Source organism: Sulfitobacter indolifex, assembly GCF_022788655.1.
GTDB classification, from domain to species: Bacteria; Pseudomonadota; Alphaproteobacteria; order Rhodobacterales; family Rhodobacteraceae; genus Sulfitobacter; species Sulfitobacter indolifex.
On record NZ_CP084951.1, the window covers coordinates 2,661,303 to 2,676,763 of the forward strand.

Annotated in this window: 13 protein-coding genes and 2 tRNA genes; 6 read left to right on the forward strand and 9 right to left on the reverse strand. The window is 58.9% G+C overall.

What is annotated here, in order from left to right:
- Window positions 1–12: 12 nt before the first annotated feature.
- From DSM14862_RS13060 to DSM14862_RS13070, 3 genes are read right to left on the reverse strand one after another with little or no spacing between them, the layout of a single operon-like run.
- A complete protein-coding gene (locus tag DSM14862_RS13060) occupies window positions 13–483 on the reverse strand; it encodes a DUF2948 family protein (protein WP_007117731.1) in 471 nt (156 codons plus the stop codon).
- Window positions 480–1,751, reverse strand: coding sequence for a UDP-N-acetylglucosamine 1-carboxyvinyltransferase (murA, locus tag DSM14862_RS13065; RefSeq protein WP_007117732.1), 1,272 nt, complete (start codon window positions 1,749–1,751; stop codon window positions 480–482). Before murA ends, DSM14862_RS13060 begins: the two co-directional genes overlap by 4 nt.
- A gap of 3 nt (window positions 1,752–1,754) precedes the next feature.
- Complete coding sequence (locus tag DSM14862_RS13070) at window positions 1,755–1,931, reverse strand: hypothetical protein (protein WP_007117733.1); 177 nt, start codon at window positions 1,929–1,931, stop codon at window positions 1,755–1,757.
- Window positions 1,932–2,016: 85 nt separating this feature from the next.
- On the opposite strand from DSM14862_RS13070, the gene DSM14862_RS13075 reads away from it, so the two are divergent.
- Window positions 2,017–2,091, forward strand: a tRNA-Thr gene (locus tag DSM14862_RS13075).
- Between the two features lie 545 nt (window positions 2,092–2,636).
- On the opposite strand, the gene DSM14862_RS13080 is transcribed toward DSM14862_RS13075, so the two are convergent.
- Window positions 2,637–5,456, reverse strand: coding sequence for a Hint domain-containing protein (locus DSM14862_RS13080; protein WP_131541653.1), 2,820 nt, complete (start codon window positions 5,454–5,456; stop codon window positions 2,637–2,639).
- Between the two features lie 220 nt (window positions 5,457–5,676).
- A complete protein-coding gene (locus DSM14862_RS13085; RefSeq protein WP_007117735.1) occupies window positions 5,677–6,198 on the reverse strand; it encodes a superoxide dismutase family protein in 522 nt (173 codons plus the stop codon).
- Between the two features lie 105 nt (window positions 6,199–6,303).
- Here DSM14862_RS13085 and DSM14862_RS13090 point away from each other — a divergent pair.
- Window positions 6,304–6,380 (forward strand) — tRNA-Arg (locus DSM14862_RS13090).
- 127 nt (window positions 6,381–6,507) lie between these two features.
- Here DSM14862_RS13090 and DSM14862_RS13095 read toward each other — a convergent pair.
- Window positions 6,508–8,049, reverse strand: a complete 1,542-nt coding sequence (locus DSM14862_RS13095) for a sensor histidine kinase (RefSeq protein WP_040700221.1) — start codon at window positions 8,047–8,049, stop codon at window positions 6,508–6,510.
- A gap of 406 nt (window positions 8,050–8,455) precedes the next feature.
- Here DSM14862_RS13095 and DSM14862_RS13100 point away from each other — a divergent pair, with 406 nt between their 5' ends.
- A complete protein-coding gene (locus tag DSM14862_RS13100; RefSeq protein ID WP_243254268.1) occupies window positions 8,456–10,258 on the forward strand; it encodes a sensor histidine kinase in 1,803 nt (600 codons plus the stop codon).
- Between the two features lie 6 nt (window positions 10,259–10,264).
- On the opposite strand, the gene DSM14862_RS13105 is transcribed toward DSM14862_RS13100, so the two are convergent.
- The 3 genes from DSM14862_RS13105 to DSM14862_RS21805 form a co-directional block, all read right to left on the reverse strand.
- A complete protein-coding gene (locus DSM14862_RS13105) occupies window positions 10,265–10,972 on the reverse strand; it encodes an SDR family oxidoreductase (protein ID WP_007117738.1) in 708 nt (235 codons plus the stop codon).
- Window positions 10,973–11,032: 60 nt separating this feature from the next.
- Window positions 11,033–11,752, reverse strand: a complete 720-nt coding sequence (locus DSM14862_RS13110) for an autoinducer binding domain-containing protein (protein ID WP_007117739.1) — start codon at window positions 11,750–11,752, stop codon at window positions 11,033–11,035.
- A 246-nt stretch (window positions 11,753–11,998) separates the two neighbouring features.
- The gene (locus DSM14862_RS21805; RefSeq protein WP_007117740.1) at window positions 11,999–12,121 is read right to left on the reverse strand and encodes a hypothetical protein; all 123 of its coding nucleotides are present in this window, start codon (window positions 12,119–12,121) and stop codon (window positions 11,999–12,001) included.
- Window positions 12,122–12,360: 239 nt separating this feature from the next.
- Here DSM14862_RS21805 and DSM14862_RS13115 point away from each other — a divergent pair, with 239 nt between their 5' ends.
- Genes DSM14862_RS13115 through arsJ form a run of 3 tightly spaced genes read left to right on the forward strand, consistent with a single transcriptional unit; the run spans window position 12,361 to window position 15,457 of the window.
- Complete coding sequence (locus DSM14862_RS13115) at window positions 12,361–13,203, forward strand: arsenate reductase/protein-tyrosine-phosphatase family protein (RefSeq protein ID WP_007117741.1); 843 nt, start codon at window positions 12,361–12,363, stop codon at window positions 13,201–13,203.
- Window positions 13,200–14,198, forward strand: coding sequence for an ArsJ-associated glyceraldehyde-3-phosphate dehydrogenase (locus DSM14862_RS13120; RefSeq protein ID WP_007117742.1), 999 nt, complete (start codon window positions 13,200–13,202; stop codon window positions 14,196–14,198). Before DSM14862_RS13115 ends, DSM14862_RS13120 begins: the two co-directional genes overlap by 4 nt.
- Window positions 14,195–15,457, forward strand: a complete 1,263-nt coding sequence (gene arsJ, locus DSM14862_RS13125; protein WP_007117743.1) for an organoarsenical effux MFS transporter ArsJ — start codon at window positions 14,195–14,197, stop codon at window positions 15,455–15,457. Before DSM14862_RS13120 ends, arsJ begins: the two co-directional genes overlap by 4 nt.
- The last annotated feature ends 4 nt before the right edge of the window (window positions 15,458–15,461 follow it).

Sequence of the window (15,461 nt, forward strand, 5' to 3'; positions counted from 1 at the left end):
CGTGACGCGATGTCACTCGGGGTGAACGGGCCGTTTCTTGGACGGGGCAACATAGGGGCGCGTTACGTCCTTGAGGGTCACTTCTAACGCTTCGACCTCCAGCCGGATCGCGCCGTCGCCGGCAAGGGTAAGCGTGACTTGGCCCGAAGGCGCATCGCTCTCCTCGAAGGTGATGTCGAGCAGCGACAGGATCGTGTCGGCGTCACCTTTGGGCACGCCTTGGCTGGCCACACGCTGCACATTATTGAACATCAGTATCGATTGCACACGTTCGGGCGCGTGCCGTGCAGCGCCCGTATCCTCATGCCGCAACCGGTTCAGCAGCAGCGCAAAACGCGCGCCGGTGCGGTGCCAGCGCATTTCCGAGGCAGGAAAGACCGCGTCTTGGGTCAGCGACGCGATCACCGTCAGATCCTCGACATCGAATGCGCCGAGGTTCAACGGCGCTTCGCGGCCATCTTCGAAACGTGCATCTTCGGTCATTTGCTGCTGATCCTTTCGATATCCGCACCCACACCGCGCAACTTGGACACCACATGCTCATAGCCGCGATCAAGGTGGTAGACGCGGCTTACCGTTGTCTCTCCGGTTGCCGCCAGCCCTGCAAGAATGAGCGAAATCGAAGCCCGCAGATCGGTCGCCATGACCGGCGCACCTTTGAGCTTTTCAACTCCAGTGACCTTGGCCGTGCCGCCATGCACGTCAATCCGTGCGCCCATGCGGATCAGCTCTGGCGCGTGCATAAAGCGGTTTTCGAAGATCTTCTCTTCCAGCACCGAGGTGCCTTCCGCCGTGCAAAGCAGCGCCATCATCTGCGCCTGCAGGTCGGTCGGGAAGCCGGGGAATGGTTCGGTGGTCACGTCGACCGCCGAGATGCGCCCGTTGCGGCGCGCTACTTTCAGGCCCGCTTCAGTCTCGGTCACTTCAATGCCCGCCGCGTCGAGCTTTTCGCAGAACGCCTGCAACAGGTCGATCCGCCCGCCCAGCAGTTCGACTTCGCCGCCGCAGAAGGCGGGCGCCAGCATATAGGTGCCAAGCTCGATTCGGTCGGTCACTACCTTGTGGGTCGCGCCATGCAGGCTATCGACGCCCTGAATTGTGATGCTCGACGTGCCATCGCCCTCAATCTGTGCCCCCATGGCGCGCAGGCAGTCCGCCAGATCGACGATCTCGGGCTCGCGTGCGGCATTGTTGATGACGGTTGTGCCCTTGGCAAGCGTCGCGGCCATCAGGATGTTCTCGGTCGCACCAACCGAGGCGAAGGGGAAGTCGATCACCGCCCCCTTGAGCTTGCCGCCGTCGGCTTTGGCGTAAAGATACCCGTCACGCAGATCAATCTCGGCGCCCATTTTGGCCAGACCGTCAGTGTGAATATCCATTGGCCGCGCGCCAATTGCACAGCCACCGGGCAGCGAAACTTCGGCATGGCCTTCGCGCGCCAGCAGCGGCCCAAGCACAAGGTTCGACGCGCGCATCTTGCGCACAATGTCATATTCCGCACGGGTGTTGATCGGCCCATGGCTGGCCATCGTGATGACTTTGCCGTCTTGCATGGAGGCCACTTCGGCACCCAGAGAGCGCAGCAGTTCGGTCATGGTGCGAATGTCGCTCAGACGTGGCGCATTGGTCAGCGTCAGCGGCTCCTCGCTCAGCAATGTAGCCGGCATCAGCGCCAGACAGGCGTTCTTGGCCCCCGCAATGGGAATTTGCCCGTTCAGCTCGCCGCCGCCTCTGACCAGAATCGAATCCATCGTTCAGCTGTCCTTTTCCGACCCTTCGGGGTCATTGCCTGTATCCTGCGCCACATCCTCGGCCCGCGCACGCGCCTGAGCCTTGCGCCGGCCCATATTGGCCTTAAGCGCAGCCTTCAACCGCGCCTCACGAGCGCTCGGCGTTTTTACGGTCTTTTCTGGGGCGTTTTGCTTTGCCATGCCGCCTATCTAGCGCAGGGTGCACGAAGCGTCCAGATCAGGGGTTGCGCCCCTTTTCGATTGCGGCTAATCACCCGCCCACGGCGCTGCTGTAGCTCAGAGGTAGAGCACTCCCTTGGTAAGGGAGAGGTCGAGAGTTCAATTCTCTCCAGCAGCACCATGAACCCTCCCCTTCGTTAGATACGCAGCCCCTAGCACGGCTGACGGTCTCTCGACTTACGCCCGCCGCTGCGCGTCAGTCTGAGTGCGAGAGATCAATCCTCTATGGCAGCGCCATGAACCCTTCTCTTCGTCAGATACGCAGCCCCTAGCACCTCTGATGGTCTCTCGACTTACGCCCGCCGCTGCGCGTCAGTCTGAGTGCGAGAGTTCAATTCTCTCCAGCAGCACCATGAACCCTCCCCTTCGTCAGATACGCAGCCCCTCGCACCGCTGACGGGCTCTCGACTTACGCCCGCCGCTGCGCGTCAGTCTGAGTGCGAGAGGTCAATCCTCTCCAGCAGCACCATGAACCCTTCCCTTCGTCAGATACGCAGCCCCTCGCACGGTTGACGGTCTCTCGACTTACGCCCGCCGCTGCGCGTCAGTCTGAGTGCGAGAGGTCAATCCTCTCCAGCAGCGCCATGTACCTCTCAGGCAACCAGATACGCTGCATCACGCACGGGCCATAGACGCCTGCGCAGTAGCGCGGAGCCTACGAAAGTTTCATGCAGCGAGCGTCGGGAGCGGCACGTCACATAGTTTAGCAAAGGGACGTGCGGTGGGACCATAGGCAGTTTCAGCCGGGTCACCCTGCCCTGCCGTCTCCGCGTTGGCCAAAGCGGGCATCAGGCGGTCGAACGTGGCCCGCGCTTCGGGCGACAGCATCCGCAATGCGGTGCGACCGGGGTAGAAGCTCTCGCTCGGGATGCCTTCGGCAAAGATGATCTCATGCTGGGCAAAGAACAGATGCACATAGGTGACCTCGCGTTTGCCGTGGGCGATACGCACGCCGGGCATATCGCGGGCCAGATGGATCGCGCGCACGAGGTGGTCACTCCCGATCATCATTCCATGCTGGCGCGACACGAACATCGCGCGGTGGTTGCCCAAGGCACCCTTGGCAATTCGGATCGGGCGCAACTCTTCGTTGGCGGTGAGTTCGCCATCGTTGACATGACGTTGACCGATCCACAAAAGCGGCTGCGGCCCGTGGTCCAAGGTCTCAACCAGATCGCCGGGTTTGAGCGTCTCGATCGCCACTGGACCCTGCGGGGTCATCACCTCGGTACCGGCAGCGAAACAGACAATTCCGGTGTTGTCATAGGTGTAGCTGTCACCCGTAGCATTCTTCACAGTGAGTGAGCTGTCCTGAAACCGCGTGTTGTCGGTGTAATCGACAGCATTGCCCTCATCGTCGTGGGTGTTGGACTGGTTCAGTATGCCGTCGTCGGCTTGGTCAGCGCGCAGTTCATCAAGGCTGTCGTAATAGGCCCCCAGATCGAGAACATCGTTGTTGCTGGAATCACCATCGCCGGTGCGTCCGGTATTTCCGAAACCAAAATCGCTGACAGTATCATGGCCCTCGCTGACGCGGAAAAGGTCATTGCCGTCCCCGCCGATCAGTTGATCGTTGCCCGCGCCACCATCCAACGTGTCGTTTCCGGCCCCGCCTACAAGGGTGTCGTGGCCACCGCCCGCACCCCTGCCATCGCCCGAAAGGTAATCGTCGCCGTAGCCCCCATCGACATAATCATTTCCCTCGCCGCCACTGATGCGATCCGAGCCTGCGTCGCCAAAGAGCTTGTCGTTGCCAGCGCCGCCTGAGATCACATCCGCTCCAGCGCCGCCATGGACGATATCGTCCCCCCCGCCGCCCTCAAGCTGGTCGTCACCTGCACCGCCGTAGAGCAGGTCATTGCCCGCCCCGCCGTCAAGCAAGTCATTCTCAGCCCCGCCGTCAATCGTATCATTCCCGATGCCGCCGTAGACCGTGTCGTCCCCCGCGCCGCCCTCTAGAGAATCGTCGCCCGCGTCACCGTAGATCAGGTCATTGCCCGTCCCACCGTCGATGACATCCGCACCGTCACCGCCATAAAGCGTGTCGCCGTCTGCACCGCCTTGCAGTGTGTCATCCCCCGCACCGCCGTAGATCAGGTCTGCCCCGTCGCCGCCGCTGATGCTGTCGTGACCTTCCTCACCATCAAGCAAGTCATTCCCGGCCCCGCCGTCAATCGTATCGTCCCCGAGGCCGCCATAGATCGTGTCGTTCCCCTCACCGCCCGCAAGCTGGTCGTTGCCACCCTCACCCAGAAGATAGTCATCACCAGAGCCGCCAAGCACAGTATCGTCCCCGTCGCCGGCACTGACGCCTAAGTCTCCGCTGTTGGCAGAGCCGTCGAGCTGGTCAGACTGCCCGGACAAAAAGAAGGCTTCGATGTCGGTGAAGGTGATTTGATCGCGGCCCGCGCTTGCGGTGCCTTGTTCGAACCCTGTGAAGGTGACTTCGACGCTTTGGCCGTGGCCGCGAAAATCGATGTAGTCGTGGTCGCCATCACCGCTGCCGCCATCGACCGTATCGCTGCCAAAACCGTCACTGGCCACGAAACTGTCCCTGCCTGTGCCGCCATGGAGCGTGTCACTGCCTGCGCCCATATAGAAGATATCATCGCCCGCGCCGCCGTCAGCATAGTCGTCGCCCGCGCCGTCCCAAAGGTGGTCGTCGCCGCTGCCGCCGTCGAGAACATCGTTACCCGCCCCGCCGTTGAGCACGTCGTTGCATGCGCCGCCTTCAAGCGTGTCTGCCCCATCGCCCCCGACCAAGGTGTCACTGCCCCCGCCCCCTTGAAGTGAGTCGTCACCTGCCCCACCTCGAATGTAATCACGGCCTTCCTCGCCAAAGACGGTATCATTGCCCGCGCCCGCATCAATCTTGTCTGTACCGTCGCCGCCATAGACCACGTCGTCATTGCCCTCAGCGCCGCCACCACGCCCGTCATCGATGCTGTCGCCATCGGCGTCGGTGTAGTGCGCATCCATGCTGTCATTGCCCGAGGTGCCATCAACAACACCGGGCCGCGTGTCGGTTTCGGCATAGCGAACCGAAGAGCTTTCCCCATCGGCGCTGTCCATCGCGTCGCCGTTGCGAGAGGATGTGGCTGAAAAGCTTTCGCCAGCCTTGGGTTGCTCCTCAGCCGGGTAGACAAAACCTACATTCTGCCCATCGATGCGCAGGACGTAGACCTCTTTACCGGATGCATCAATCAGGGAGAATTCATTCTCAAGAACCGCCCCAGCCGGATAGGTGACCCCATTGATCGTCGCTGGCTGTGCAAGGGTCTGTGCGCCGCCCTCTTCGACATAGCCGTCTTCGAAATGGCTGTCATCGTCGTTGATGACGATATTTGTGCCGTCACCGCCTTCAAATTTGAAATCCTGGTTCACCCAGCTGGGCTTTGACGCATCATAGTGCCGCGCCGCGCTGTCATTGGCCTGCACATCGCCGGTCAGATTGGCTTCTGACAAATCCGATGGGGTCTTAAACATAGACCAATCATAGACGGTAAACTGATAACCCACTGCGCGCGCCCTATAGATGCCGAGGCCTTAAGACCTTCGTTTTCGTAAGAGCCCGATGTCGCCTGGAAATATGGCGAAGATGAGACAGGAATTAGGAGGGCGTGAGCAGCGTTGCAAATATGTGACCGCAAAACACCCCCGCCCGAGGTAACGGACAAGGGTGCTTAACTTTTCGTAATCGGGCGTTTTAGGACGCCTCAAACACACCGCAGGCAATGCGTGAGCCGGCATCACCAGCGGGTTGCGACGTGTAATCGTCTGCGCCGTCGTGGATGACAAAAGCAGCGCCGTCATCGTCTTTGATCATGCCGTCGATGTCGAGCAGATCAAGGAACACTTCGGCCTGAAGCACGCCGTCATCACCAACAACCATGTTGGGCATGTCACCCGGATGCGGCCCGCCTTCGACAAGCACGCCATGTTGATGGTCGCCCGCGATATGACCACCAGCCGAGGTGAAATCATCTGCAGAGCAGTCGCCGGTTTCATGGAGGTGCACGCCATGCGTCCCTGTTGGCACGCCTGTTACATCAATCTTGACCAGCATCCGGCCTGAGGCCGTCGTGTTCAATGTAACGCTCCCAGTGATATCATCGGATTTGCCAGCCACCTGAGCGGTCGCCGCCGTTTGCATGTGGCCTTCGGCCTGCGCCGCTACGGCGCCAGTTGTGACCAATGCGGCCCCGAGTAGGATATTGCACAGATACATGGCGTTCCTCCGTTGGGTTCTATGTCAGATGAAACCACAACCCCTCCGGCCCAGGTCGGGTTCCTCTTGATGCGACCCAAAGCTTGGCCCTATAAGCGGCCGAGTGCTCCCTTAGCTCAGCTGGATAGAGCAGCCGACTTCTAATCGGCAGGTCGAGGGTTCGAATCCTTCAGGGAGCGCCATTTTCGCAAGGCCGAACAACAGGCCGTCAGCAAAATTTGCGAGGCCACCAGATAGACCGGTTCCGATTTGGCCGAAAGGCAGCTTTGGCGTCGAGCCTATCACGCAGGACACCGCCGCTTTGGTCAACTAAGCCGCGACACGCGCCTTCTCCACCTCTACGATGAAGGCACAATTTGGCAAATCCACGGTGAATTTTGTCCCGGACCCGATAGTGCTTTCTACATGAATGTCCCCATCATGCGCCGCGGCAAGCTTTTTGCTGATCGCGAGACCCAGACCGGTGCCACCGTCCGCACTTTTTGTTGCAGATTCGGCTTGGATGAAGGCTTGAAAAATTCGCTCCAGGTCTTCTTTCGGCATACCGCATCCGTTGTCTTCAATCTCAAGGCGGCACGTCTCTCCGATCATTTTGGCACGCATGCGGATGTTAGAGGCCGAGGAGAATTTCAGCGCGTTGCCAAGGAGGTTGATCAGGATCTGCTTGCAGCGCCCACGGTCAGCCAACACGTTGAACGCATCAAACTCAATCTCTATTAGCGACTGCTTTTCTTTCGCCAAGCCCTGAAACTGCTCTTCTAACTCGGCCAGCAAATCACCGGCTTGGAACGAGGTTTTGTTAAGTTTGATCGAGTTCAACTCGATGCTGGTGTAGTCGAGAATTTCATTGATGATCGTCAGCAGGTGATCGCCTGCCGATTTGATGCGGCCCCCGTAACGCTCGGTCTGGTCGCCCAGGTCATCAAAGTGGACCTTAGAGATCGGCTCGTTTGGTTTCAGCTTGGCAATCGTATGACCTTTGAGGTTCGTAAGAAAGCTGGCGTAGCCGTTGATAATGGTCAGCGGCGTGCGAAGCTCATGGCTCAGAACGCTCATAAATTCTGACTTGGCGCGGCTGGCATTGCGCGCCTCATCGCGTGCCTCACGCAGCTCGACGATGTTTTCCATCCGTGTGCGATTTTCGATGAAATAAGTGAACAGCCCGCCCAGCACGATCATCGCCGCAGTTCCTGCGATCACCAGCGCCAGCAACTTGAACTCATCAGGGTTGCTGTAGCCCCCCATCAAAGTCGTCGGTGTCACCTGAAACGCGACCATGCCGGTGAAATGAAGACCAACAATCGCCAGTGCGAAGGCCAGTGTCATCTTGAGCGTGGAATACCGATGGTTCTGCGCGCCAAAGAACAGGGCGACAGTGGAAAAGACCATCGCGAGCAAGACAGACGCGATAAGGTAATTTTTATCCCAATGGATAATGCCTTCGACACGATAGGCGACCATCCCGGTGTAATGCATGGCCGAGATCGACAGCCCCAAGATCACCCCTCCGAGGACGGTCGTGACCCACAGGCGGAACATTCCTGCAATCAAAATGCCGATGGTGCACCCAAGAATTGCAATCACGAGCGATGTGAAGGTGAGGCCCAGATCAAAGCTTACCGGGGCATCGGGTTGGTACGCGAGAATGGCGATGAAATGCGTACACCAAATCGCAATGCCCGAGGTGACGGCAGTCATTAAATACCACAACAATGCCTGACGCGGCGTTTGCTTGAGCGCGTGCCGGTAAAGATTTGTAATCACCCAACTGCCGAATGTGCACAAAAGCGCTGCAAGCAAGACCAAAGTCGTATCGTGGTCGGAGTGCATAGAATGAGCAACTGAAAGCATTTTTAACCTCAAGATAATCAAACTACCTTGCGCAAGGAATGCGGCGAAACCTTGTTCGAGTGCGTTCTTTTTAACGTTAATTCGACACTGCGCAGTCAAATGCACCAGCCCTAGTGCGAGCGACAAAAAGCAGCGTGATTTCCCGCCATGCCACGCCCGGCGGCTTCATTGCCGTGGCCATACGCAGCCCCGAACAAATTGTCACAAGATGCTGGACCCGACGGGCATAGAGGGCCAAATGCCAGCCCAATCGCCGCCCCCTGCCCTTAAACACCTGTGCAAAATAGCCCCCTTCACATCCAAGGGTTGCGCTTACCTGCCTCAATGCGCCACTACCCGGTCTAATTTGCGCCGCATTTTAATGCTTATCTGCGCACATTGTATTTGGCTCATAGGTAAATCTGCCATGCTAACCTGTCTTCAAGGACTGATGCTGGACCCGGTCTATTGGGCCGTGCTTGCCGTCAGTACGATCGCCGCAGCGGTCGCGCTGTGGACGCTCAGATTTCAGCAGTTTCAAGGCAAGGTTTACTATGCACTGACATTCGTCGGAATGATCTGGACCCTGATAATGGTCGGGTCCGAAGCTGCAACAGTCGCCTTTGACTGCCAGATGCAACAGGCGCAACTGGCTTGGTTGGGTCATGGTCTGGTGCCCGTCGCATGGGCATTCTTTATTTTCGACTATGTCGGCCCCCCAAACAAAGCGCACCGGCGGATCAGCCTTTTGGCGCTTGTAGCTGTACCGCTGGGGGCATTTGCCTTGGCCGCGACTAACGGCTCGCACCAACTGATCTATACTACGGAAACGGCGATCTTGCCGGGCTCAGACCGGATCACGTTTGTGCACGGGGCGGGGTATTTCCTTGTGCTTGCCGTCCTTTATACATTCGTGATGGCAACGCTCACTTGGCTTGCCCGCGCGTTTTTCCGGGCTAGGCGGTCCGCTTGGCCGTTGTTGACGATGCTGGTTGTCATTACGTTGACCCCGCTGGGGGCGAATGCAGCCTATGCGTTCTTTGGATTTACGGTCTTGGGGCTCGATCCGACGGCCTTCATGTTCACCTTGGGTATTCTCGCCTTTTCTTGGTTGCTGGTGACGAACAAGACGATGGACATGCCCTCGGTCGGGCAATCGACCCTATTTCACACAATGAGCGAGCCGCTGGTCCTGCTTGACGCGCGGCGCCGCGTAGTCCGTTCAAACGCGGCGGCAAAGCGCAGCGGCATTCTCTCTGATCCGAACTGGGGCACTGATCTAATTGCCGGGATCGAAGCACAGACTGCCAAGGGCACCACTTCGCATATCACCTACAATGAGCGTCTGTACGAGCCGCGCGTTCACCCCATCGAAAACCCGCTTGCCCCCGCTGGCCCCGCCATCGGCTGGAGCGTTACCTTTGTCGATGTGACCAAGCGGATCGCCACCACGACAGCCCTTGAGCAGGCGCTGAGAGAGGCCGATGAAGCCAACCGCGCCAAGGATGAATTTATCTCTGTTGTGAGCCATGAATTGCGCACGCCACTCACCTCATTAAAGGGGGGGTTAGCCTTGGCGCTGAGCGGCAAGCTCGGCGAGGTCAGAGGACCATTGCGGTCCTCGCTCGACATCGCCCACCGCAACGGCGTTCGCCTGTCACGGTTGGTCGATAATATACTTTTGGTGCAAAAGCTTGAGGTTCAGGCACTTTCGCTTGAGTGGCTGCCTGTTGATCTGCCGACCCTGCTGCGCGACAGCATTGAGGAAAACCGGATGTATGCCCATGAGCGTGGCGTGCGGCTCGATATTGGCAAAATCGATCAAGCTGCCGTCGTCTTGGGCGATGCCTTTGCCATCCGGCAAGTGGTCGACAATCTGATCTCCAACGCGGTCAAATTCTCCCATGTGGGCAACACCGTGGAGGGTACGCTGACGACCAACCAAGGCCGCGTGCGGATCTCTATCCGCGATCACGGGCGCGGTATTCCTGACGGAATGGAAGAACGGGTCTTTGGTCGCTTTGGGCAGCTTGATGACGACGGCCAGAAATCAACTCAAGGTTCCGGCCTTGGCCTGCATATCTCCCGCCAACTGGCGCGGCAGATGGGGGGAGATTTGTTTTACGAAAGCGAAGTCGAAATCGGCTCAACCTTCCATGTTGAGTTCGGCATTGGGGCGGAAGAAACCCCCACGCCCCAAGATGATAGCACGCTACAGATTACCACCTGACCGCCCTTACAGCTCGATCCGGATGTCGTGAATCCACAGCTTTGGCGGGCGTGAGAGGACAAAGACCACCACATCGGCCAGATCATCCGGTTCAGTGAAAATGTGGTTCGGCACGTCTTCTCCGGCCTTGGCAAACATGCCGGTATTGGTGCCCGACTGGTAAAGCCCGCCGACCCGCACGCCGGTGTTTTCCTCATCCGCCTTCAACACTTCGGTAAAGCCACGCACACCGTATTTCGTGGCCGTATAAACCGACTGCCCGGCCTGCGCCACGACACCGGATTTGGAAACGACATTGAGAATGATCGCCTCGTCATTGTCGCGCAGCGCAGGCAGCGTCGCCTGTGTCATCTGCATTAACCCGGTCAAATTGGTCTGCACGGTGGCCTGCAACATCTCGGGTGCAATGGTGTCGAGTGGCCCGGCCTTATGCCAGATGCCCGCGTTGTTAATAAGAATATCAAGCCCACCAAAACGTTCCACCACCTGCGCGGCGGTCTGATCAATCGCCAAGGGGTCTTGAAGGTCGCAGGTCAGCCCGATGGCCTCGGACGCGCCTGCGGCTTTGCAGGCTTCGGCCACCGCCTGAAGGCGCGTTCCATCCCGGCCCAGAATGGCCAGCCGTGCGCCAGTCTCTGCGAGCTTCAGACAGATGTGCCGCCCTATCCCGTCGCTGCCGCCGGTGACCAAGATACGTTTGTCGCGCAGTTCCATATCGCTCTCCTATGCTGGCAGCCGCTTAACGCGACGCGCCGCGTTTTGCAAAGACCCGTGTCAGATCGTGATAAGCTGCGCCCGGATTGCCTTGGCCACCGCATGGGTCTTGTTGGCCACGTCCAGCTTAGCGCAGGCGTTATATAGATGGTGGTTCACGGTGCTGTTGGACACAGTCATGATCTGCGCCGTCTCCCAAGCCGTTTTGCCCACGGCGGCCCATTTCAGCACTTCCTTTTCACGGCGGCTTAACCTTGGCCCCGGTTCTCCCCCGGCGATCCCAGCCACCAAATCGCTTTGAAGCAGGCAGCCCAGATAGATCGCATCGGCAATGATCCCGCGCTTGTATTTGCGCCATTCGTGAATGCGCAGATCAGAGTTCAGGGTCAGCACCGCCTTGCCATGCACATGATCCCGAATGGGGATCGACACGCCGTTTTGACGCACGCCAAACTCCATCGCCTCCCCAAAAAAGTCCCGTGTCACCCGGTCGACTTTGGGCAATTCGCTCCAGTCTACGGGCAAGGTGCCTTCAAGCGCACTGTCCACAACGGGATCAATCAGATGATAATTTTCCTCTTGGTAACGGGCCAACCAAGCGGGGTCATAGGTTGTATGGATGACGGGGTCACTGCCGCCGCAGGGGTCCTTGTGAAACCCAAGATAAGATAGATTGTTAAGCCCCATGTCCTGCGCCAGAACATTGAGGATCTCAGAAGTTTTGAGATCTGGCTGCTGCTCTTTCAAGTCGAGATAGCGGTCGGAAAGGGGGGTCACCATGGGGCGGCGCTCAAATACTCAAACGATATTAAATTGAGCATTCATCATAGGGCGACACAACCCGTGAGGGAATATGCGGTGGGCTGAATGGCTTCTCGGAATACGCGAAACAGGCTTAAGCGTTGCATAATTACCCCCATTACCTAAGGTAAAAGGGACGGATCACCCCAGCCAATGGAGGGGTGTTAGGCGCGAAGCAGTATATGACGGCCCCCGCCTGAAAACCGTGGCACCCCTTACAAAAACTCAGTTGTCCAAAACACCGGACAGGGGCGCGATTTCCATGGCGAGGACCGCGGCAGGGCCAAATGGCAGGCCCTGCTGAAAGGTTGCGTCAGCCGTAGCACGCAACTCTTGTCTGGCTTTCATTCAGTGCAGCCGCAAACACGAATAACAAGATTCGCCCTCTCGATCCTTAAGCATTTGTTATGATTTGGTTAAATTTTCAGCATACTTTGGCTGATTTCCACGGCTGGCCTGTGTAAAGCTGGTAGAATTTACAGGGTTGGTGAATCATCGTGATGCGGGGCCGTATGATCCTATCACCCGCGTCTCTGTTACAAAAACTTCACTTGCCCAAATCTACCTAATTCCCTAATTCACGAATTATGGAAGCAACAATACCTAACCGCCTTGCCACCCTTGGCCATCCGCAGCGCCTCGCCCTGTTTCGGCTGCTGATGCGGCGCTACCCCGATCGCGTGCCCGCAACCGAACTGGCACTGGCGCTTGGTCTAAAACCCAACACGCTTTCGACCTATATCGGCGCGCTGATGCAGTCCGGCTTGGTCACTCAAGAACGGCAGGGCACGTCCCTGCGCTATGCGATTGATCTAGAGGTGGCCCGCGACACCATCGGCTATCTGCTGAACGATTGCTGCCGCGGCCGGCCGGAGATTTGTGTGCCCCTCACCTCCCCTGATGAAAACCTTCCCGTGCCTGATGACAAGTTCAATGTGCTGTTCATCTGCACCGGCAATTCAGCGCGGTCGATCTTTGCGGAAAGCATCCTGCGTAACCTCGCGGGGGACCGATTTAACGTCTATTCCGCAGGCACCCGGCCACAATCCGAATTGAACCCCTTCGCTGTGGAGGTGCTTAGGCAAAAGGGTCATGACGTGGCGCAGCTGCGGTCGAAACATATATCCGAGTTTCAGGCCGAAGATGCTCAAGCCTTCGACTTTGTCTTCACCGTCTGCAATCAGGCGGCGAACGAAGAATGCCCCACATGGCCCGGCCAGCCGATCACCGCGCATTGGGGCCTGCCCGACCCGGTGAAGGTCGACGGGTCCGACGCCGAAAAGAGCCTCGCGTTCCAGCAAGCCTATGGCACCCTGCGCAATCGCATGCTGGGCTTTACCAGCCTACCGCTTACCTCGCTCGACCGTATCTCGCTGCAAAAAGCGCTCGATGACGCTGGCCAAACCAACAAAGAAGGAACCCCCGCATGACCACCTACGCCATCAACGGCCTTGGCCGCATCGGCAAGCTCGCCCTGAAACCGCTGCTGGACCAAGGGGCGCAAATCGCATGGATCAACGACGCCGTCGGCGACCCAGAGATGCACGCGCATCTGCTGGAGTTCGACACGGTACATGGCCGCTGGCAGGCTGATTTCGCCCATGACGCTGACAGCGTGAGCATCAACGGCACCCGCCTGCCCTTCATCGGCACGCGCGACCTGAGCGCGCTGCCGCTCGACGGGGTGGATGTGGTGATCGACTGCACTGGGGTCTTCAAGACCGAGGCCATGCTCGCCCCCTATTTCGATGCTGGCGTGAAAAAGGTCGTGGTTTCGGCCCCGGTGAAAGACGGCGATGCGGCCAATATCGTCTATGGCGTCAATGATGACATCTATGATCCCGCGCGCCACCGGATCGTCACGGCGGCAAGCTGCACGACCAACTGCCTCGCCCCGGTGGTGAAGGTGATCCACGAAGCGCTGCGGATCAAGCACGGCTCCATCACTACGATCCACGATGTGACCAACACGCAAACCATCGTTGACCGCCCAGCCAAAGATCTGCGCCGCGCACGCTCGGCCCTGAACTCGCTGATCCCCACGACCACCGGCAGCGCCACAGCGATTACGCTGATCTACCCCGAACTCAAAGGCCGTTTGAACGGCCATGCGGTGCGGGTGCCGTTGCTCAACGCCTCATTGACCGATTGCGTGTTCGAGGTAGAGCGTGAAACGACGGTGAAAGAGGTAAACGCCCTGTTCAAAGCCGCAGCCGAAGGGGAGTTGAAGGACATCCTTGGCTATGAGGAGCGCCCGCTCGTCTCAGCTGATTATACCAACGACACGCGCTCAAGCATCATCGACGCGCCCTCTACCGTGGTGGTGAATGGCACGCAGGTGAAAATCTACGCATGGTACGACAATGAAATGGGCTATGCGCACCGTTTGGTTGACGTAGCGCTGATGGTCGGGGCAAGTCTGTGAGCCAGAGCGCGACCCGCCCCGAGGGGCTTTCGGCCTATATCGCGGTCACGGCGGCCTATTGGGCCTTTATGCTGACCGACGGCGCGTTGCGCATGTTGGTGCTGCTGCACTTTCACCGGCTTGGCTTTTCGCCCGTGCAACTGGCCTATCTCTTTGTGCTTTATGAGATCGCGGGCGTTGTTACCAACCTTTGCGCGGGCTGGATCGCGGCGCGGTTCGGGCTGGCCTCGACGCTTTATGCGGGGCTGGGCTTGCAGATCGTGGCGCTGCTGGCGCTGGCGCAGCTTGATCCGTCTTGGGCGGTCGGTGCCTCGGTGGTGTTCGTCATGTTGGTGCAAGGGGCGAGCGGGGTGGCCAAGGATTTGGCCAAAATGTCTTCTAAATCCGCCGTCAAGCTGCTTGCCCCGGCTGAGGGTGGCGGGTTGTTCCGCTGGGTGGCGCTGCTGACCGGGTCCAAGAACATGGTTAAGGGTCTGGGCTTCCTGTTGGGGGCCGCGTTGCTGGCCACGCTCGGCTTTGTCTGGGCCGTGCTGGGCATGGCGGCAATCCTTGCGCTGATCCTGATCGCCGTACTGACCGCCATGCCGCCCGGTCTGCCCAAGGGCCGCAAGGGCGCGAAGTTCTCCGAAGTCTTCTCCAAATCCGCCAATGTGAACTGGCTGAGCGCGGCAAGGGTGTTTCTGTTTGGCGCGCGGGATGTTTGGTTCGTGGTGGGCATCCCCATCTACTTTTACGCGATCCTGTCGGACGGCACGGAAGAAAGCAACCGCGCGGCGTTCTTCATGATCGGCACCTTCATGGCGGTCTGGGTGATCCTTTATGGCTTGGTGCAGATCTATGCGCCGCGCTTGTTACGCGCCAAATCCCGACCTGCGGGTGAGTTGGTCTTAGCCGCGAAGGGCTGGGCGTGGGCATTGGTCGCCGTGCCTGCGGCGCTGACACTCGCCGCGCTGTTTAGCGACGGACCGCAGGACTGGCTGACCGCCACACTGGTCATCGGCCTGCTGGCCTTTGGCGCGGTCTTTGCGGTGAACTCTTCCCTGCACTCCTACCTCATCCTGTCCTTCACCAAGGCCGAGCGGGTGACGATGGATGTGGGGTTCTACTACATGGCCAATGCCGCCGGGCGGCTGTTGGGCACGTTGATGTCGGGGCTGAGCTATCAAATCGGTGGGCTGCCCCTGATGCTGGGGGCGGCGGCGATCATGGTGGCCCTGTCGGCGCTGTTGGTCGGATTCTTGAAACCCGACCAGAACTAATTGA